At 62.7% G+C, this 19467-nt stretch carries 19 protein-coding genes; 11 read left to right on the plus strand and 8 right to left on the minus strand.

Features of this window, described 5'->3' with window-relative positions; genetic code table 11:
* Positions 1–262: 262 nt before the first annotated feature.
* The 3 genes from J6497_RS21080 to J6497_RS21090 all read left to right on the plus strand — a co-directional run bounded on the left by J6497_RS21080 (position 263) and on the right by J6497_RS21090 (position 2873).
* A complete protein-coding gene (locus J6497_RS21080; protein ID WP_225706199.1) occupies positions 263–1177 on the plus strand; it encodes an alpha/beta fold hydrolase in 915 nt (304 codons plus the stop codon).
* Between the two features lie 90 nt (positions 1178–1267).
* A complete protein-coding gene (locus tag J6497_RS21085) occupies positions 1268–2032 on the plus strand; it encodes a vWA domain-containing protein (protein ID WP_225706200.1) in 765 nt (254 codons plus the stop codon).
* Positions 2033–2156: 124 nt separating this feature from the next.
* On the plus strand, positions 2157–2873 hold the full coding sequence (locus J6497_RS21090; protein WP_225706201.1) for a DnaJ domain-containing protein: 717 nt from the start codon (positions 2157–2159) through the stop codon (positions 2871–2873).
* Between the two features lie 235 nt (positions 2874–3108).
* Here the strand turns inward: J6497_RS21090 and J6497_RS21095 are convergent, their stop codons facing one another.
* Positions 3109–4974 (minus strand): D-alanyl-D-alanine carboxypeptidase, encoded by a 1866-nt coding sequence (locus J6497_RS21095; RefSeq protein WP_225706202.1) that lies wholly within the window; start codon positions 4972–4974, stop codon positions 3109–3111.
* A gap of 402 nt (positions 4975–5376) precedes the next feature.
* Between J6497_RS21095 and J6497_RS21100 the strand changes: the two genes are divergently transcribed.
* Entirely contained in the window at positions 5377–5712 is a 336-nt protein-coding gene (locus tag J6497_RS21100) for a phasin family protein (RefSeq protein ID WP_225706203.1), read from the plus strand.
* Positions 5713–5786: 74 nt separating this feature from the next.
* On the opposite strand, the gene J6497_RS21105 is transcribed toward J6497_RS21100, so the two are convergent.
* Positions 5787–7178 carry a vWA domain-containing protein gene (locus J6497_RS21105; RefSeq protein WP_225706204.1) on the minus strand — a complete coding sequence of 464 codons (1392 nt, stop codon included), beginning with the start codon at positions 7176–7178 and terminating at the stop codon, positions 5787–5789.
* A 426-nt stretch (positions 7179–7604) separates the two neighbouring features.
* Between J6497_RS21105 and clpS the strand changes: the two genes are divergently transcribed.
* The gene (clpS, locus tag J6497_RS21110; protein ID WP_225706205.1) at positions 7605–8003 is read left to right on the plus strand and encodes an ATP-dependent Clp protease adapter ClpS; all 399 of its coding nucleotides are present in this window, start codon (positions 7605–7607) and stop codon (positions 8001–8003) included.
* Between the two features lie 302 nt (positions 8004–8305).
* On the plus strand, positions 8306–10705 hold the full coding sequence (gene clpA, locus J6497_RS21115; RefSeq protein WP_225706206.1) for an ATP-dependent Clp protease ATP-binding subunit ClpA: 2400 nt from the start codon (positions 8306–8308) through the stop codon (positions 10703–10705).
* A gap of 57 nt (positions 10706–10762) precedes the next feature.
* Here the strand turns inward: clpA and J6497_RS21120 are convergent, their stop codons facing one another.
* Together J6497_RS21120 and J6497_RS21125 are read right to left on the minus strand one after the other, a co-directional pair.
* On the minus strand, positions 10763–11698 hold the full coding sequence (locus J6497_RS21120; RefSeq protein WP_225706207.1) for a glycine/sarcosine/betaine reductase selenoprotein B family protein: 936 nt from the start codon (positions 11696–11698) through the stop codon (positions 10763–10765).
* Between the two features lie 18 nt (positions 11699–11716).
* Positions 11717–12364, minus strand: coding sequence for an HAD family hydrolase (locus tag J6497_RS21125; protein ID WP_225706208.1), 648 nt, complete (start codon positions 12362–12364; stop codon positions 11717–11719).
* A gap of 83 nt (positions 12365–12447) precedes the next feature.
* Between J6497_RS21125 and J6497_RS21130 the strand changes: the two genes are divergently transcribed.
* The 4 genes from J6497_RS21130 to tsaA all read left to right on the plus strand — a co-directional run bounded on the left by J6497_RS21130 (position 12448) and on the right by tsaA (position 15174).
* Positions 12448–13407: a lytic transglycosylase domain-containing protein gene (locus J6497_RS21130; RefSeq protein ID WP_225706209.1), complete on the plus strand. Its 960-nt coding sequence runs from the start codon at positions 12448–12450 to the stop codon at positions 13405–13407.
* A 130-nt stretch (positions 13408–13537) separates the two neighbouring features.
* On the plus strand, positions 13538–14281 hold the full coding sequence (locus tag J6497_RS21135) for an AzlC family ABC transporter permease (protein WP_225706210.1): 744 nt from the start codon (positions 13538–13540) through the stop codon (positions 14279–14281).
* Complete coding sequence (locus tag J6497_RS21140) at positions 14278–14622, plus strand: AzlD domain-containing protein (protein ID WP_225706211.1); 345 nt, start codon at positions 14278–14280, stop codon at positions 14620–14622. Before J6497_RS21135 ends, J6497_RS21140 begins: the two co-directional genes overlap by 4 nt.
* 60 nt (positions 14623–14682) lie before the next feature.
* Positions 14683–15174, plus strand: coding sequence for a tRNA (N6-threonylcarbamoyladenosine(37)-N6)-methyltransferase TrmO (tsaA, locus tag J6497_RS21145; protein ID WP_225706212.1), 492 nt, complete (start codon positions 14683–14685; stop codon positions 15172–15174).
* 141 nt (positions 15175–15315) lie between these two features.
* Here tsaA and J6497_RS21150 read toward each other — a convergent pair whose 3' ends face one another.
* The 4 genes from J6497_RS21150 to J6497_RS21165 all read right to left on the minus strand — a co-directional run bounded on the left by J6497_RS21150 (position 15316) and on the right by J6497_RS21165 (position 18363).
* Positions 15316–15738 (minus strand): HIT domain-containing protein, encoded by a 423-nt coding sequence (locus J6497_RS21150; protein WP_225706213.1) that lies wholly within the window; start codon positions 15736–15738, stop codon positions 15316–15318.
* A gap of 47 nt (positions 15739–15785) precedes the next feature.
* Entirely contained in the window at positions 15786–17033 is a 1248-nt protein-coding gene (locus J6497_RS21155; protein WP_225706214.1) for a GNAT family N-acetyltransferase, read from the minus strand.
* A gap of 106 nt (positions 17034–17139) precedes the next feature.
* The gene (locus tag J6497_RS21160) at positions 17140–17892 is read right to left on the minus strand and encodes a glycerophosphodiester phosphodiesterase (protein WP_225706215.1); all 753 of its coding nucleotides are present in this window, start codon (positions 17890–17892) and stop codon (positions 17140–17142) included.
* A 3-nt stretch (positions 17893–17895) separates the two neighbouring features.
* Positions 17896–18363 (minus strand): RidA family protein, encoded by a 468-nt coding sequence (locus tag J6497_RS21165; protein ID WP_225706216.1) that lies wholly within the window; start codon positions 18361–18363, stop codon positions 17896–17898.
* A 239-nt stretch (positions 18364–18602) separates the two neighbouring features.
* On the opposite strand from J6497_RS21165, the gene J6497_RS21170 reads away from it, so the two are divergent.
* Positions 18603–19466, plus strand: a complete 864-nt coding sequence (locus tag J6497_RS21170) for a cell envelope integrity EipB family protein (RefSeq protein ID WP_376708249.1) — start codon at positions 18603–18605, stop codon at positions 19464–19466.
* Position 19467: the final 1 nt, after the last annotated feature.

Genomic DNA, 19467 nt, shown 5'->3' on the forward strand with positions numbered 1-19467 from the left:
AATGGCCCGTTTCATTAGAAATGTATCGAGCGGCTAAACCCGAATTTTGTGGGCGCCGCCATAAGGTTAGGAGGAATGCCACCGACGCCGCGGCGAGCTGTGCAGGTGCACAAGGATTAGGTGCATCGCACAACGATCAGGCGGTCAAACCACAACATTTGGACTTCCTGTCACGTCGCCGTGACATATATCATCCAGACGGACCACCAGAGTCCGGACGATGGGATATAGCGCCAGAGAGGCGGGCGCGCCGAGGACGAATATGAAACGTGGAATTACCGTTCTGCTTTCACTTACCGTGCTTGTAACTGGCGCGTATTTCACCGCCAGCAAGTGGGCTATCCGTCACGAGACAGTCAGGTTCTATGACGCGGCCCGCGACAACCGCCTCGTTCCCGTCAACGTGGCCGTACGGTGGGACAAGGAGATGCAGGCCAACGCCGGGATGATCACGCTGCCGGTGGCGATCCTCAACCACGGCAACACGGTCAAGAACAGCGAGTACTCATTCCTCGCCAACATCTTTGCGGCGCGCGGCTATCTGGTGATCAGCCCTCAGCACGACCTACCGACGGACCCGCCGATGGTGACCAAGGTCGGCGAGCTCTATGTCGGCCGCCTGCCGCAAATCCAGCGCGGCGTGGCCAACATCCACTTCGCCATCGAGCAAATGAAGAAGATCCAGCCCAATGCCGACTACGCCAAGGTCACCATGGTCGGACATTCGATGGGCGGCGACATCTCGATGTACTTCGCCAAGCAGTATCCCGACGAGATCAAGAAGGTCGTTACGCTGGATAATCTGCGCGTGCCGTTCCTGACCGACGCCAAGTTCAAGATCCTGTCCTTCCGCTCGAAGGACACCCAGTTCAAGCCTGATCCGGGCGTCGTGCCGGATGCCGAGCAGTGCGAGAAGTCCGGCATCACGGTGGTGAACACCAACTTCCAGCACAACGACATGCGCGATACCGGGCCGGACGTGGCGAAGAGCTCGATCCAGGCGATGCTCGACAAGTTCCTGGTCGATGCCGACAGCGATGTGGCGCCGGTCGACACCAGGAGTGCGCCGCCGAAAATCCTCGAGCCGGGGCCGGTCTCACTCTATGTTCCGGACCCCTCGACGAAGAACGTCCGGAGGACGGAAACCGAGAAGGATCGCTCGGCGGTACCAAACTGACCTCTGCCCCTGCGCTCGGCTCAGCCACGCGGCGCATTGACCCTTTCCCGGTCTCGGCCCACATAATCTTCGCTGTAAGGGCGAGGATTCATGGCTGCCGAACCGACCAAACCGAAATCCGGGAGCGACATCGCTCCGCCGTCGGGCGAGGCTCGCAAGTCCGGCCGCTTGCCGGAGGCACCTCCGTCGAGCTCCGCGGATATCGCCGCCTTCGTTGCCAAGGCGCGTGCGATGTCGCCACATCATGCCGGCGGGAGCGGAAGGCTGATTTTCGCACTGGACGCCACGATGAGCCGGCAGCCGACTTGGGACATGGCCTGCGCGCTGCAGGCGGACATGTTTCGCGAGGCCGCCGCCCTGGGCAGCCTTGATATCCGCCTGGTCTATTACCGCGGTTTCAACGAATGCCGGGCGACGGGATGGATTTCCGACAGCGCCAGACTTGCCAGACTGATGGCCAAGATCGATTGCCAGGGCGGCAATACGCAGATCGGCAAAGTGCTGTCCGAAACGCGCCGCGAAGCGGTCGCCTCGGGCGTGCGGGCCGTGGTGTTCGTCGGCGACGCCATGGAGGAGCCCGTCGATGAACTCTGCGCCAAGGCTGGCGAACTCGGGCTGCTCAAGGTGCCTGTATTCATGTTCCAGGAGGGCGGCGATGCCATCGCAGAGCAGGCGTTCCGCGAGATTGCGCGGCTGACCGGCGGCGCCTATTGCCGCTTCGATCCCGGTGCGGCGGCGCAATTGCGCGAGCTGCTGCGCGCGGCTGCCGCCTACGCCACTGGTGGCCGCGAGGCGCTGCTGCAGTTGTCGAAAACGGCAAGCGGCGCGGCGAACCTGATCGGCCAGATGAAGTGACCGTGCTGGGGTATCAGCTTCGTCCGGGGTTCAAGCCTGTGTCCGCTGCGCCGGTGACGTTGCCGCTTTCCGTCAGGACCGGGCTCGCGGTGCTTTTCCTCGCCGCCGCGATTATATTGCGCCTATGCCAACTCTGATTGCCGGCGTCGTCGCCGTTGTCACGCTTTATCTCTTGCTGCAGATGCTTCGCGCCGCCAATCCGGCGATGCTGGCGCGCGCGATCAAGATCATCGGCGGCGTGTTGTCACTCGCAGTTGCCGCCTATACCGGCATCAGGGGAGAGCTTGCGGTGGCGATCCCGCTCGGGATCTTTGGTGCAGGCCTGCTCGGCTGGTCGCCGAACGTGCTCGGCAATATCGGCAGCATCTTTGGCGGCGCGCAGCGCTCCGCCGGACAAAGTTCGCGCGTGCGTTCGAGATACCTCGACATGAGTCTCGACCACGACACTGGCGTGCTGTCGGGCCGGATCGTGGAAGGGCCGAATGCCGGCCGCTCGCTCGACGAGTTCGACCTTCAGGAATTGCTGGCGATGGCCGCTGGCTTCGACGCCGAGAGCGTCACCTTACTTGAAAGCTATCTGGACCGCCGGTTTCCCGCTTGGCGTCAGGACGCGCAGGGCAACGGGGCAGGGGGGCAGCGCCGCGCGACGCCGGGCGGCAAAATGACGGAGGAGGAGGCCTACCAGATCCTTGGCTTGAAGCCGGGAGCGTCGCGTGACGAGATCAGCCGGGCGCACCGCACCCTCATGAAGAAACTGCATCCCGACCAAGGGGGGTCGACGTACCTCGCTGCCCGTGTAAACGAGGCCAAGGATACCTTGCTTCGCACCCATTCTAGCTAACTCCGGCAACGCTACCAAACGCTACAAACCGAGAGTTGCTCCTGCTTCTCTGTGCTGACGCCCCGTCTCGCCCGCCGTTGTCCGGCGTGGTCGACCCTGTTCTCGAAAGTTTAACCGTAAATCCTTGCCGAGAAGTTTTCGGAAGGGAACGAGGAGCTGTCGCTGCTGCAGACCGACGCAACAAAGCCGGCGCTGGTGGGCGCCGGCTTTGCGATTTCGAGATGGGGTCGAAAGATCAGTTGCGGATGGTGATGCAGGAGATGTCGGCGCGTTTCAGCGTCCGGCACGCCGCCTCGGCCTGCTCGCGCTCGAGACCGGCAAAACGGGCGCGATAAAGCTTGCGGTTATCCTTGCCAACGACCGGCTCGGTGAACGGATCGGCCTTGCCGAGCAGGCCGCGCGACTGGTTGCGCGCAAGATCGATGCGCTGGCGCGCCTCGTCTTCGCTTTCGAGCGCGCCGACCTGGATGATCCAGCCGGTGTGCACGGCGGCCTGCGTCGACTTGGCAACCGCGGCGGGTTGCATCGCTTGCGGCTGTACCGCGGCGACCGTCTGGGGTGCCGAGGTGGATGGCTGCAGGCTCGACGCGGGCAGCACGCCGAGGATGCCATTGCCGGTGCCGAACCCCGGGGGCTGCGCTGGCATTTCGATCCTGGCTGTCGGCTTGGCGGCCTCGGGCTTCGGCGCGTCGCTCTTGGCGACTTCGGCGCCTGCAACGACCGCACTGGAGGTCTCAGCCACTTCCGGACGAGCCGGAATCGCATTCGTCACCGGCGGCGCCGGCTGGGACGGCCCGGCGGAGGCGACCTTGGTGCCGCCGGCCTTGACCTGAACCGTCTTCACCTTGACCGGCTTCATCGGCTCGACCGAGCCCGGGATGATGACCATCGGCTGGCTCTGGATCACGCCGTTGGTGAAGGGCGCGGGTTCGGACTTCGGTTCAGATTTGGGCTCCGGCTTGGCCGCTTGCGCAACCTTCGCCGGCGGCGGGGGAAGGGCGGCGGCCGCTGCGGCCATCAGTGATGCCTTTGCGGCGGGGCGCGGGGCGGCCGGAGTGAGCGCTGCCACGGCGGGCTCGGCGGAGGCGGTGGCGCTCGAGGTGACCCGCGCCGGCTGGTCGTTGCCGCGGGACGGAGTATCAGCGCCTGCCACGTCGGTATTGCCATCCGCGACATTCTTCTCGGTGATGGCGGCTGCAGTGCGGACGGTTGCGGCCTTCTCGAGGTTCTCGGCGAGCAGGCCGCGCATCATGGCGTCGCGCGAGCCGCCGCTGCGGCCACCCATCACCACGCCGACAAGATGGCGGTTGCCGCGTCGTATCGAGCTAACGAGATTGAAGCCGGAAGCGCGAGTGTAGCCGGTTTTGATGCCGTCGATGCCCTCGACCTTGCCGAGCAGGTGGTTGTGATTGCGGATCGACTGTCCCCGATAATTGAACACGGTGGTCGAGAAGTACCGATAATAGCGCGGGAACCGATCCTGGATCGCCCGGCCGAGGACGGCCTGGTCGCGCGCGGTCGTCACCTGCTCATCGTTGGGCAGGCCCGAGGCGTTGCGGTAGACCGTCTTGCTCATGCCGAGCGAACGAGCCTTCCGCGTCATCATCTTGGCGAAGTCGTCCTCATCGCCCCCAATCGCTTCAGCAATCACCACGGCGGCGTCATTGGCGGAACGCGTCACGAGACCCTTGATGGCGTCCTCGACCCTGATGGTCTGGCCGGGCCGGAGGCCGAGCTTGGTGGGAGCCTGCTCGGACGCGTGCTCGGAAACCTGCATTTCGGTGTCCAGCTTCATCCTGCCGGCCTCAAGGCGCTCGAACAGCAGATAAAGCGTCATGATCTTGGTCAGCGAGGCCGGGTGACGAAGACCATCGGGATTGTTGGATGCCAGCACCGCGCCGGAATTGCCGTCGACGATAATGGAGGAGAATTGGGGGCTATAGCTGTCGCGATCCACCTGATGCGAGCGCGCGTGATGACGGTGTCGGTAGCGACGCGCCTCGGCACTCTCGCTGGAGATCAGGATCACTGTGGTGAAGGTGATGAGCCCGAGAACGCCAACCCGCAATACGCGCGAGGAAGCGAAGGTTGTACGAAGCATTTACTTCCCCGTCCCAATTTCTATCTTGATCACCGGCCTGTGAGGCAAAATTGTGCCCGCGGGCCGCTGACGTCCCCCTGTTCGACGATGGCTTCCGGAAACGAGGCTCCGGCTGCACCGGCCGCCCAGGGTCGCTGTTCTGGCTAAGATGCTGTTCACAAACAGTTTTCAGGCTGCCTGTGGGAAGATGAACCCGTCCGGGAATCAAGGTAGGCGTGCCGAGTTTCCAAAAGCTTAATTAAGCGTTGCGTAAAGACCCGGGTTTTCGGCAAATCCGAACAATTTGTGCAATGCACAATATTTCTTGACTTGATTTTGCGGCGCACTAGTTTGACGGCGCGTTCGAGGTATCGGCCCGCCGCCGATGGGGTTTGCGCGAACAAGTCTTGGGAAAGGATTCCAATGGTCAAGGTTGAAGATATTCAAAATTACGGAAAAGAGCAGCTTGAGTCGATTACGGCTTCCACGAGCAATCTGCAGAACGGCGTCCAGGCGATCGCGACCGCCTATGGCGACTACGCGAAGAAGTCGTTCGAGGACACCAAGTCGTTTGTGGAAAAGCTGTCCGGCGTGAAGTCGCTCGAGAAGGCGCTGGAAGCGCAGACCGAGTATGCCCGCTCGGCCTATGAAACCTTCGTTGCGGAATCGCAGAAGATCGCCGGCCTCTACAGCGACTGCGCCAAGCAGACCTTCAAGCCGTTCGAGGGCCTCGTCGCCAAATTCGGTCCCACGCACTGACCGGCGCTGCCCGAGTTCCCAATGAAAAGCCCGGCCTTCGGCCGGGCTTTTTGTTGGTTCGAGGAGATCGAAAACTATCGCGCGACGCGCAGCTTGGAGAGCGAGGCGCCGATAGCGTTGAAGACCTGCGCCGTCTGGTTGGCTGACGTAACGAGATAGAAATTGCTCGTGCCGCTCGCACAATATTGCAGCACCTCCGAGGTCGGATCCCTACCGGTGTTGACCTGAACGGTGTAGATCGTGATCCCCGCCGCCTTGGCATTGTCGCAGAGGATCTTCTGACGGGCGTCGATCTGGGCCTCCTGGCTAGAGTACCGGTTTTTCGTATTCATGCCGTCGGACAGCAGGATAATGGCGTCCTTGTAGGTATAGTTCGGATCCTTTGCCGGGGCATTGAAAGGCGCCCCCGTACCGAGCGTCATCCACGCCCATGCTAGGCCGATACTCTGATTGGTATAGTCCGTCGGCTCCATATTGTTGACCCGCGTCTTCAGGGCGCTCCAATCGTAGGTCAGCGGCATGATCAGCTGCAGATACAGGTTGTTCGTGGACTTGCAGAAGTTGCCGTACTCGTCCGCCTGGAAGAGCGTCGCCGGGATCGCCGGGTCTGGCGTCGTGTTCGTTGTATCGTAGTCTTTTGTGCGGTCTCTAAAACAGCCTGTCCATCGCGAGCGATCGCGGGTCCAAGTCTTGCTGTTTTGCTTGCACTGGGTTCGAGTCGAATACCTGGAACTGCTACAGGTTCCCCAAGAATCCGTCGCGGACAGGGTGTCCCAATAACTCCAGTCGATCCATGGCTGATTGGCGTTGCTCGCACCGGTGGCGTCCTTGCCGTAATTAACTTCTACGGAGAAGGGGACCACCGAAATGTAGATGTCGCCATTATCCTTGGCGAGCTTGCTGAGCTGGTCGATGAGACCGCCGGATCCTGCCACCGCGTTCTGCAGCGCCGTCATCTTGCCATCGTCCCGCATCGATAACGTATTGTCGAGCGCCATCGCGACCCGCATCCGGACCGTGCCCCACAGTGAGGTAGAGCTGACCTTGAAGCCAAGGGTGTTAAGGTTTGCGAACCGCATGAATTCAGTACTCACGCTGCCGGAACCGTCGACCTTGATGGTCGAACCGTTCCCGGTGCTCTGCGTATAGCTTGCGGTAATCGTCACCGACTTGGCATCGGAGTTCTTGTAAAGGGCGCCGAAATATTTTTGCGCCGTGCTGTTAACGTCCGAGGTCGATATCGTGCCGTTGGTTAGATCCTTCGCCACCATCAGCGCTGTCGAGTCGAGCGCCGCCTGCATGGAGGAGCGGGCCGAGTTGACGCGGGAATAGTCGATCGCGGCGCCGACGAAGCTGATGATCGGAACCGAAGCCAGGGCAAAAATGACCGCTATATTACCTTGATCGGCGCCGGCGAACCGGCGGGCCGCCGTGTGGAGGCGGTCGAAAATAGATGTGACGGGCATGGCGTTCACCGCAATCTGGTTGTGCTGCCATTTCTCAGTCCGCCGCTAAATAGGTGGTAAACCGGTCCTCATAAAAACGGGTCAAAGCCAAGATAAAGCCGGCCGGTAGGGCGAAAGCGACCCTATTATCAATGGTTGCTAAACGGGCAGTCGGCTTCCTTTGTCAAATCCGCCAGAAACGATTAACCTTGGTGTGAGCGCCGAGACCCGGGAGTCGGGCCGGCCGGCCCCGCGCGGGAGCGATGCTTCCGTGCTTGCAGCGGGACGAAGCCGGGCCCATATTGTGTCCTGCCGACCCAGCAAAGGATCGGATCGGGAAACGGCGATGTCTTGAGCGTGCTGGAAGTTCCGTGGCGACTGCCCTCGGCGTTGCGCAACCTCCAAGTGCGCTAACGTGTTTCCTTTGGGATGTCGAACGCCTGAGCCATGTCGCAGACAATCTTCGCAATCAATTCGCCCGTATCGGCGCTTGCCGCATCGTCAGCGCCCCGCACGGGCAACGACGAGGGCCGTAGTGGGGGGACGGGAGGTCCGTCCACGTCGGTCATCACCAAGGTCAAGCCGAAGACCAAGCGCCCCAATCTGTACCGCGTCCTGATCTTGAACGACGACTATACGCCGATGGAGTTCGTCGTTCATGTTTTGGAGAAATTCTTCAACAAGGATGCGGAAGCCGCGACCAAGATCATGCTACACGTCCACCACCACGGTATCGGGGAGTGCGGCGTTTTCACCTATGAGATTGCCGAGACCAAGGTGACCCAGGTGATGGATTTTGCGCGGAAGCACCAACATCCGTTGCAATGCGTGATGGAAAAGAAGTAACGCGGGCCTGGCATCGAAGGCTCGCCGCGAAGCGGAACGGGTCTTGCATTTGATTTGCCTGACGGAAGCGGACGGCGTTCCGTTGAATGGCGTTCCGTTGAATGGCGTTCCGTTGAATGGCGTTCCGTTGAATGACGGGATGTGGCTCTCGATCGCAGCGGCTTCACTCGATCGGCGGACCGCCGCGCGTAGCCGGTCTTTTGCCACGATCGGGCGTGACTATATGACAGGGGATGATGAAGGTTGTTGTTGCCTGACCGGGCAATGGCGATCATGATGACCGGGGGCCACAGAGGACGCGAATGCCTACTTTTTCCCAAAGCCTTGAACAATCCCTGCATCGTGCATTGGCGATTGCAAACGAGCGTCATCATCAATACGCGACGCTCGAACACCTTCTGCTGTCGCTGATCGATGACTCGGACGCGGCGGCGGTGATGCGGGCCTGCAGCGTCGATCTCGACAAGCTCAGGACCAGTCTCGTCAACTATCTCGAGACCGAATTCGAAAACCTGGTGACTGACGGCGCTGATGACGCGAAGCCGACCGCCGGCTTCCAGCGCGTGATCCAGCGTGCGGTGATCCATGTGCAGTCCTCGGGTCGCGAAGAAGTGACCGGCGCCAATGTCCTGATCGCGATCTTCGCCGAGCGCGAGAGCCATGCCGCCTATTTCCTGCAAGAGCAGGACATGACGCGCTACGACGCCGTCAACTACATCAGCCACGGCATCGCCAAGCGGCCGGGTGTCTCCGAGGCGCGGCCCGTGCGCGGCGTCGACGAGGAGACCGAGGCCAAGGGCAACGAGGATGCCAAGAAGAAGGGCGAGGCGCTCGAGACCTATTGCGTCAACCTCAACAAGAAGGCGCGTGACGGCAAGATCGATCCGGTGATCGGGCGCAACGCCGAGATCAACCGCGCGATCCAGGTGCTCTGCCGCCGGCAGAAGAACAATCCGCTGTTCGTCGGCGAAGCCGGCGTCGGCAAGACCGCGATCGCGGAGGGATTGGCTAAGCGCATCGTCGACAGCGAAGTGCCGGAAGTGCTGTCCGCAGCCACCGTGTTCTCGCTGGACATGGGAACGCTGCTCGCGGGCACGCGCTATCGCGGCGATTTCGAGGAGCGCCTGAAACAGGTGCTGAAGGAACTCGAGGCGCACCCGAACGCGATCCTGTTCATCGACGAGATCCATACCGTGATCGGCGCCGGCGCCACGTCGGGCGGAGCGATGGATGCATCCAACCTGCTCAAGCCGGCGCTGGCATCGGGTACCATCCGCTGCATGGGCTCGACGACCTACAAGGAATACCGCCAGCATTTCGAGAAGGACCGCGCCTTGGTGCGCCGGTTCCAGAAGATCGACGTCAACGAGCCGACGGTGGAAGACGCGATTGCGATCCTCAAAGGCCTCAAGCCCTATTTCGAGGATTACCATCGCCTGAAATACACCAATGAGGCGATCGAGGCGGCGGTGCAGCTTTCGTCGCGCTACATCCATGACCGGAAATTGCCCGACAAGGCGATCGATGTGATCGACGAGTCCGGTGCGGCGCAGATGCTGGTCGCCGAGAACAAGCGCAAGAAGACGATCGGCATCAAGGAGATCGAAACCACGATCGCCACCATGGCGCGGATTCCGCCGAAGAGCGTGTCGAAGGACGATGCCGAGGTGCTGAAGCATCTTGAGCAGACCCTCAAACGCGTGGTGTTCGGCCAGGACAAGGCGATCGAGTCGCTGTCGGCCTCGATCAAGCTGGCGCGTGCCGGCTTGCGCGAGCCGGAAAAGCCGATCGGCTCCTACCTGTTCTCCGGCCCGACCGGCGTCGGCAAGACCGAGGTGGCAAAACAGCTCGCGGCGTCGCTTGGCGTCGAACTGCTGCGCTTCGATATGTCCGAATACATGGAGCGGCACACGGTGTCGCGCCTGATCGGCGCGCCTCCCGGCTATGTCGGCTTCGATCAGGGCGGCCTGTTGACCGACGGCGTGGACCAGCATCCGCATTGCGTGGTGCTGCTCGACGAAATCGAGAAGGCGCATCCGGATCTCTACAACGTGCTGCTGCAGATCATGGATCACGGCAGGCTCACTGACCATAACGGCAAGCAGATCAATTTCCGCAACGTGATCCTTATCATGACCACGAATGCTGGCGCGGCCGATCTTGCACGGCAGGCCTTCGGTTTCACCCGCAGCAAGCGGGAAGGCGACGACCACGAAGCGATCAACCGCCAGTTCGCGCCGGAATTCCGCAACCGGCTCGATGCGATCGTCTCCTTCGCCCATCTCAATGCCGACGTGATCGGCATGGTGGTCGAGAAGTTCGTGCTTCAGCTGGAGGCGCAGCTCGCCGACCGCGATGTCACCATCGAGCTGTCGGAGCCCGCAAAGGCCTGGCTGATCGAGCATGGCTATGACGAGCAGATGGGCGCTCGCCCGATGGCGCGGGTGATCCAGGAGCACATCAAGAAGCCGCTGGCGGATGAAGTGCTGTTCGGTCAGCTCAAGGGCGGCGGCCATGTCCGTGTCGTCCTGGTCAAGGACGAGGCCACGGGCAAAGACAAGATCGGCTTCGAGTTCGTCGAAGGCCCGGTCACGCCGAAGCCGGAGAAGCTCCCCGGCGCCCGCAAGCGCAAGCCGAAGCCGGGCGGTCCCAACGGCGGCGGCTCCAAGGGGCCGGCGCGCGGACCGCTGGTGAAGGTCTGACGGAGTTCTGAGCGATCATGAAAAGGCCGGCTGTATAGCCGGCCTTTTGTTTCAAGGTTACGCCGTGCTCTCGCGAATGCCCTTCGCGATTTCCTTTTGTGCGTCGAACTCGCGGCGGAGCCGCGCCAACTCCTCGGCGCTCAGGGCGTCCACATTGCTGTAGTCGCGCTTCCAGGAAGGATCGGCGCTCCAGCGCAACGGCGACTGCACCGTCGTCTGCGGTCCCGGCGCTGACTCCAGCACGCGTAGCGCAAGCTCCAGCGTGAATGCCTGCGAAGCGACGTCGTGCGGCTTGCCGGCGGAATTGCCGAGCGGGAAATCGCTGAACAGGAATCGCGGCACGGCGGCGTGCTCGACGATATCCTTGGCGCAGCCCATCACGACGGTTGAAATGCCGCCAGCCTCGAGATGTCGCGCGACGAGGCTGACGGTCTGGTGGCACACCGGGCAGTTCGGCACCAGCACTGCGGCGTCGATGCCATCGGCGCGGCAGCGCGCCAGGATGTCCGGGGCATCGGTTTCAATGGTGACACGGTGGCTGCGGTTGGTGGGCGCGCCGAAGAAGCGCGGCGCAATCTCGCCGATCCGTCCCTCCTGCGCTAGCCGCCGCAATTGCGGCAACGGGAACCAGGTGCCGCTGTCCTCCGCCGAAGTGTGCACGCGGTCATAGGCGATATGGGAGATGCGCAGATCGTGCTGCTTCGATGTGTCGCCGTCGTAGACCTGATAAAATTTCGCGCCGCCGTTATATTTCGCACCCGGTCCCTGATCGCCCTTGGCGGGATCGAACGGCGCCGCCGTGGTGATGATGGTAACGCGGGATTCGGCGAGCGGCTTGCGCAGCGGCTGGAACGGCGCGCCGGTGTAATGCGCCCAGCGGTAGGGCGTGGTGTAGCCGATCGCAGCATAGTAGTCGCGGGTGCGTTTCATATAGCCGATCGGCGCATCGTCGTCGGGTGCGAAGCCGAGCTCCTGGTCCGATGGTGCTGTCATCTCGTGTGCTCCGAGTGATCAAGCTGGAAGCGATAGGCAATGGTCGAGCAGATTCGGATGGGTTGCGCAGATATGATGTGCGCCGGCGCCCTTCAACTCCGCTTCACTGCCATAGCCATAGAGGACACCGATGGCCGTCATGCCGTTGCTCCGTGCGCCGACGATATCGTAGCTGCGGTCGCCGATCATGATCGCCTGGGTGGGATCCACCTTCGCCATTTCGAGCGCATGTCGCAGCAGATCGGTCTTGTCGGTGCGCGTGCCGTCGAGTTCCGAGCCGAACACCTGTTCGAAATAGGGACGCAGGCCGAAATGATCGATGATCCGCTCGGCATACACCGCGGCCTTGCTGGTGGCGACGAACATGCGCGGATGCGAGGCGGCAAGCGTGGACAGCGTCTCCTTGATGCCGTGATAGGTTTCGTTCTCGAACAGGCCGATATCGGCGAACCGCTCTCGGTAAAGCTTCAGAGCGCGATCTGCGAGCTCATCGCTGCTGAGGAGCTTCTTCAGACTCGCATGCAGGGGAGGGCCGATGCACCAGGTCAATTCGTCCTCGCTTGGGACAGCCTGGCCCAATCGCTCGAGGGCATACTGGATCGAACGGGTGATCCCGGGCTTTGGATTGGTCAGCGTGCCGTCGAGATCAAAATAGATCGTGCGCATTTTGGCCCTGGCGCGTTGATAATACCCAAGTTGCTAGTTGTCGTGCGGCCCAAGTCAAGGATTGATTTATCTGACCTAGGATAATGCCGATAGTCCCACGTTTCAGCGCTGCTCTCGCGATCCTGCTGTGGCTGGCGCCGGCGGCAGCTGAAGAACCTGTCAGCCGCATCGTGCACCCGAGCGTCGAGGAACTCGCGCGTCCCCCGGAAAAGCTGCCTGAGACGGCGCGCGAAGGCGAGGCGCGGGAAGCGATGTGCCTGATGATTGAATCCGCTGCACGAGCGAACGATCTGCCACTCGAATTCTTTGCTCGCGTGATCTGGCAGGAGAGCCGGTTTCAGCCCGATGCGGTCGGGCCGGTGACGCGGAACGGCCAGCGCGCGCAGGGCATCGCGCAGTTCATGCCGGGAACGGCGAACGATCGCGGCCTGCTCGATCCCTTCAGTCCCGTGCAGGCGCTGCCGAAGTCGGCCGAATTCCTCAGCGAGCTGCACAACCAGTTCGGCAATCTCGGCCTAGCCGCCGCGGCCTACAACGCCGGACCGCGCCGGGTGCAGGAATGGCTCGCGGGCACCGGTTACATGCCGCAGGAGACGCGCAACTACGTGTACGCGATCACGGGCTCCAGCGTTGACGAATGGGCGGCAGCCGGCCGTACCGGCAAGATGCCAGCGCGTCCGCGAACGTCGAGCTGTCGCGAATTGATGGCGCTTCTCAAGCGCGCGCCGAACCCGTTCGTTGCCGGCCTTGAACAGCACGTCACGCTCGCAGCCGCAAAGGTCTGGGGCGTTCAGCTTGCCGCCGGCTTCAACCGCGAGAAGGCGCTCGCGATGTATGCGCGCGCGATGAAGAGCCTGAGCGCCGTGATCGGCGACCACGATCCGAGCCTGTTCGCCGCGCGCCTGCGCACCCGTGGCACGGCCACCTTCTATCAGGCGCGTATCGGCGCCGACACGCGGCCCGAAGCCGAAAATCTCTGTAGCCGCATCCGCAAGGCCGGCGGCGCCTGCTTCGTGTTACGGAATCCGGGCATGAGCAGATAGTCGTTTTCACCGTCCCGGCTCAGGGCGGGACGCCGCCGCCACTGCATGACAGCTCTGAGACGCGTTTGCTTGACGTGGCCGGCCTTCATCCGCCCTATGCCGCTCAATTCAAACCTTTCACCGGTCCCACGTGGCGCTTCCTCCGCTCGATTCCTCGCAATGGCATAGCTCGCTCCGCGCCTTCCTCTGGGGTGTGCGGTCGGTCGGCTCGACCATCCTGGCCCTGGTGCTGTTCGCGACCTATCTAGGCATTGGGGCGCTGGCGCATGACACGGGATTCTCGCTGGCCTGGACGTTGGCGAGCACAGTGTTCGTCTGGGCTGGACCGGCGCAGATCATCCTGGTGTCGACGCTCGGTTCGGGCGCCACCATCTTGCAATCCGCGATCGCGGTGACCGTCAGCGCCATCCGCCTGTTTCCGATGGTGGTGTCCGTCCTGCCGATGATGCGCACGCCAAAGACGAAACGGCGGCACCTGATCCTGGTGGCGCATCTCACCGCCGTGACGCTGTGGGTCGAATGCCATCGCTTTCTGCCGCAGGTGCCGCGGGAGCGCCGCATCGCCTTCATTCAAGGGCTCGGTTGCGGGCTGGTCTTTCTCTCTGTGGTGGCCAACACGATCGGCTACCTGCTCGCAGCCAATCTCTCGCCGCTTTTCGCCGCGGCGATCCTGATGCTGACGCCGCTGGCGTTCCTGTTCTCGACCGCGCGCAATTGCCGGGAGCTCGCCGACGGTATCGCACTCGCGCTCGGGCTGGCGCTGTATCCGGTGGCGACGCTGCTCAACAGCGGCCTCGATATCCTGGTCAGCGGCGTCGTCGCAGGCACCATCGCCTATGGTGTGCACCGGGTACGGGCAAAGGTGATCGCATGAGCACCTTCATCGGCGACTGGCATGCGCTCGTGGTCCTGTTCGTGGCCGGTGTCATCCCGAACCAGATCTGGCGCATGCTGGGCCTATGGTTCGGCGGCGGGCTCGACGAGGGCTCGGAGCTGCTGGTGTGGGTGAGGGCACTCGCGACTGCGATTTTGGCTGGCGTCATTGCGCAGATCGTGGTGCAGCCGCCCGGCGCGCTGGCAAGTGTTCCAGCCGTGTTGCGCTACGGGGCTGTGGCCGCAGGCTTCGCCGCGTTCATGCTGTCGCGGAAATCGATCTTCGCGGGCGTCGCCATCGGCGAAGTGATCCTGGTCGGCGGACAATGGTGGCTCGGCTGATTGCAGCAGCCGCGCAATGCGTTACTGTTGCGTTGAGCAAAGCTATTCCTGGATTGAGACATGGTTCGAGAAGGTGAGATACGCCCGGGCGAAGTCGCCATCGAGATGCCACCGGCGCGCGATGCCGGCCTCATCTTCATCGGCCGCATCCGCACGCCCTGGACCTCGCGGCTGATGACGCCGCGGCAGGGACGCCATGACGGTCCTGTCTGTCGCCTCGAGATTTTCGAGCCATGGGTGCGCGCCATCAAGGGCGTCGATTTCTACGGGAATCTCGAGGTGCTCTACTGGCTGCACCAGTCGCGCCGCGACCTCGTGCTGCAGAGCCCGAAGAGCAACGGAAAGACCCGCGGCGCCTTCTCGCTGCGCTCCCCGGTGCGGCCGAACCCGATCGCGACCTCGATCGTGAAGCTGGTCGGCGTCGAGGGCAACGTCATCCTGGTGCGCGGACTGGACTGCCTCGACGGGACGCCGCTGCTCGACGTCAAACCCGATCGCTGCGAGTTCACACCGCTGGCGCCGCCGCAGCCCGGCGATTTCGAGACGGAGTGATTTTTCTCCCTGTCATTTCGGGGCGTCCGAAGGACGAGCCCGAAATCCATTTCGCCATCGCTCATGCGGCCCGATGGATTCTCTGATGTGCAATTGCACATCATAGCTCGCGCTACGCGCGCCTCGGGATGACAGAAGCCGTTACCCCAGCGCTGCGATCAGCTTGGCCGCATGGTCCTCCAGCACCTTCACATCCTCCTTGCGGCTCGCCGGCGGCAACAGCGCGACGCCGTCATGGCGTGGCATCACATGCATGTGGAGGTGAAAGACGACCTGGCCGCCGGCCGGTTCGTTGAATTGCTGCACGGTGATGCCATCCGCCTGGAACGCCTTCATCGCCGCGGCCGCGATCTTGTGGGCAGCGCGCGCGACATGGGCGTAGTCATCGGGCGAGACATCGAGGATGTTGCGGGCGGGGGCCTTCGGGATCACCAGCGTATGGCCGGACGAGCGCGGCATGATGTCAAGGAAGGCCAGCACGTGCTCATTTTCGTAGACCTTGTAGCAAGGGAATTCGCCGCGCAGGATCTTTGCGAAGGGGTTTTGGGGGTCGTAGGCGGGCATGGCGGTTCCTCACATCAGTCTAAAGTTCTGGGGTCGTAGCAGAAAGCTCAGGCCTCGTCGCCGCCCTTGCGGAACGGGCCGGCCTCGGTGAGCTCGCGCCCGACCTCGGCGACGTAGGTGCGCTCGCGCTTGAGGTAATCGGCGATCGCCCGACGCAGGCCTGGGTCGGCGATGTAGTGGGCGGAATAGGTCGTCTGCGGCAGATATCCACGCGCGAGCTTGTGCTCGCCCTGGGCGCCCGCCTCGACCACCTTCAATCCGCTCTGGATGGCGAAATCGATCGCCTGGTAATAGCAGACCTCGAAATGCAGGAACGGATGGTGCTCGATCGCGCCCCAGTTGCGGCCGAACAGCGTGTCAGAACCGATGAAGTTGATCGCCCCTGCGATCCAGCGGCCTTGACGCTTCGCCATGACCAGCAGCACATCCTTTGCCATGCTCTCGCCGATCAGCGAGAAGAATTTCCGGTTCAGATACGGCCGCCCCCATTTGCGCGAGCCGGTCTCCATGTAGAAGTCGAAGAACGCGTCCCACGCATCCTCGGTGATCTCGTCGCCAGTCAGCCAGTGGATCGTGACATCGGCCGCAAGCGCTTCGCGCCGCTCTCGCTTGATCGCCTTGCGGTGGCGTGAGTTCAGCGTGGCGAGGAAATCGTCGAAGATCTTGAAGCCGGCATTGTGCCAGTGGAACTGCTGGTCGGTTCGCTGCAGAAAACCATGTCCGCCGAGAAACTTCGCCTCGGCCTCGCTTGCAAAGGTCACGTGCACCGAAGAGGCCTCGCTAGCATCGCACAGCGCCATCAGGCCATGGGCAAGTGCCGACCTGATCTGCTCACGGTGGATGCCGTTGCGAAGCAAGAGTCGCGGCCCGGTGGCGGGCGTGAAGGGCACCGATACCTGGAGCTTCGGATAATACCGGCCGCCGGCGCGCTCATAGGCGTCCGCCCAGCCGCGATCGAAGACGTATTCGCCCTGCGAGTGGGACTTGAGGTAGCAGGGGACGATCCCGACGATCTCGCCGTCCAGCTTGGCCAGAAGATGCCGCGGCCCCCAGCCGGTCCGTGCGACGGCCGAACCGGAAGCCTCCAAGGCTGCAAAAAATGCGTGCGAAACGAGGGGGTTATAGGAAGGCTTTGCGTGGATGCACGCAGCACCTCCGGAACTGGATGAGGCCAGCGTGTCGAGTTCGTCGAGCGAGTCCGTCTCGGGCGCCGGATTGGCGCAAGCGTCCCAGTCGGCAGCCTTGATATCGCTGACGGACGGAACAGCTTCGAGGGTGATTTCAGATGAGGCCATTGAGAATTTGAACCGGTCCCCAGTGCGAGCGGCCATCGCCCATGGTGACCTGCGCCCTCTAAAGATCGTGCATCGCAATGCCGACTTCAAGGCCGCCAGCCACATCTCAGGTTCCCGGAATGAAACCTTCGAAGATCATCTGGTCGGCATAGCGCGCCGCTTTCGCGTGCTGCTCCGGCGTGCGTACGGTCCAGGCCAGGAGTGGGCAGCCGAACAGGTTGCGCGCGATCCATGGCGCCGGCGCCGGCAATTGCTCGACCCAATAGGCGACGAAATGCGGTTCGGTGCGAAAGCCATGGCGCAGGTACAGCATGCTGTCGCGCTGTGCTGGCGCGAGCTTCGCCCAATAGGCGTCGTCATAGGTGCGCTGGGCGGTGATGCCGCGGTGAAGCCTTGGCATGATCTCGCGCAGCGCCAGCACCTGGTCCGGATCAAAGGACATGCCGACCACGGGCCCGGAATAGGTGCTCAGCACCTCGGCCATCCGCTTCACCAATTTGCGGTCACCGTCAAAATGGCTCTTCACCTCGACCAGCAGCGGCACGCGGCCAGCCACCAGCGCGCAGAGGTCGCCAAGCGACATCATGCGCTCGCCGGTGTTCTTGAACCTGACGGCCTTCAATTCGGCTGCCGTCTTGGTGAGCAGGAGGCCCGAGCCCTCGGTGAGGCGGCCGAGCGCATCGTCGTGATGCACCATGGCCTCGCCGTCGGCGCTGAGCTGGATATCGCACTCGATGGTGAAATTGCCCGCGATGGCGGCCTCCGCCGCCGCTGGCATGTTCTCGATGATGCCGCGCGCGGCATCATGCAGGCCGCGATGGGCGACCGGCCGCGCCGTCAGCCAGTCGGGTGCCCGCATCGCTCAGGTGACCTCGAACAATCCCTCGACTTCCACGGCAGCGTCTGCAGGTAGCGAAGCGACGCCGATGGTGGTTCGGGCGTGCCGGCCCTTATCGCCGAAGGCCAGCACCATCAGATCCGACGCGCCGTTCAGCACCTTCGGCGCGTCCAGGAAGTCGGGCGTCGAATTGATGAAGCCGCCGAGCCGCACGACGCGCGCAACCTTATCGAGGTCGCCAAGCGCGGCCTTGATCTGGGCAAACAGGTTGATCGCGCAGCCGCGGGCGGCGGCATGACCCTGCTCGAGGGTGACGCCCGCGCCCAGCTTGCCCTTGGCGATCAGCTTGCCCTGGGCATCGAAGCAAAGCTGGCCGGAGACGAACAGCAGATTGCCAGTGCGAACGAAGCCGACATAGTTCGCCACCGGAGCGGCAGGCTCGGGCAGGGTGATGCCCTGTGCCGCCAGTTTCTGTTCGACCGTACCTGCCATGTTTTCCGTCCCCGGTTCAGTGACCAATCAGGCCGCATTGTTTCGCGCATCGCGCCGTCGCTTTCAAGTCGGCTGCGGATCGATCAACAATGACACTTCATCGCGTAAGCCTCGGAGAAATATGCCGGAAAATGCTTCGTTCGCATGCTCGGTGTTACCTTTTTGTGAGATTGCCCCAGTTGCGGCGCAATAGAGCCATCACTATTGTGACGAATCGTCCGTTTCCTAAAGGAATATACATGGCCCGCCTGTTCCGGATTCCGCCTCGCGTTTTGGCGATGACCATTGCCGTAGCCGCAGGACTGGGATTCCCGAACGGTGCGGCCACGGCTGGACCGGTGCCGTTTCTGTCGCATCAGGCGCTCTACGAACTCAATCTCGTGAAGTCGCGCGGTTCCAACGCCATCAGCGGCGTGCGCGGGCGCATCCTGTACAATTTTTCCGGCAGTACCTGCGAGGGCTACACATCCGAATTCCGCCAGGTATCGGAGCTCGACAGCGGCGAGGGCAAGGTGACGCTCTCCGACCTGCGCTCTACGTCCTGGGAGGACGCGGCCGGCAAGAGCTACCGCTTCAACATCGACACGCGGATGAATGACAGCAATTCCGCGCCGGTTGATGGCGTGGCGGAGCGCGAGGGCGACCACATCACGGTCAAGCTGAAGCAGCCGGTGGCGAAGACCTTCCAGCTCGACGGCAGCGTCGTATTCCCAACCGAGCAGATCCAGCACATCATCGCCGCCGCGCGCGAGGGCAAGAGCGTGCTGGAGCTCACCGTCTATGATGGTTCCGACAATGGCGAAAAGGTCTACAACACGCTTTCGGTGATCGGACAGCCGATTCCGGGCGACCGCGCGCCGGCATTACCCGATGCCTCGACCGCAAACGATGCAATGAAATCGATGACCCGCTGGCCGGTCACGGTGAGCTACTATGACCGCGACGCCAAGAACAACGAAGGCGAGCAGACGCCGGTCTATGCGATGTCGTTCGAGCTCTACGAGAACGGCGTCTCCCGCGCGCTGGTGCTGGATTACAATGACTTCGTGATTTCTGGCGCGATGGGCAAGTTCGACGTCAGGGATACGAAGCCGTGTAAGTGAG

The organism is Bradyrhizobium cenepequi, from assembly GCF_020329485.1.
Lineage (GTDB): Bacteria > Pseudomonadota > Alphaproteobacteria > Rhizobiales > Xanthobacteraceae > Bradyrhizobium > Bradyrhizobium cenepequi.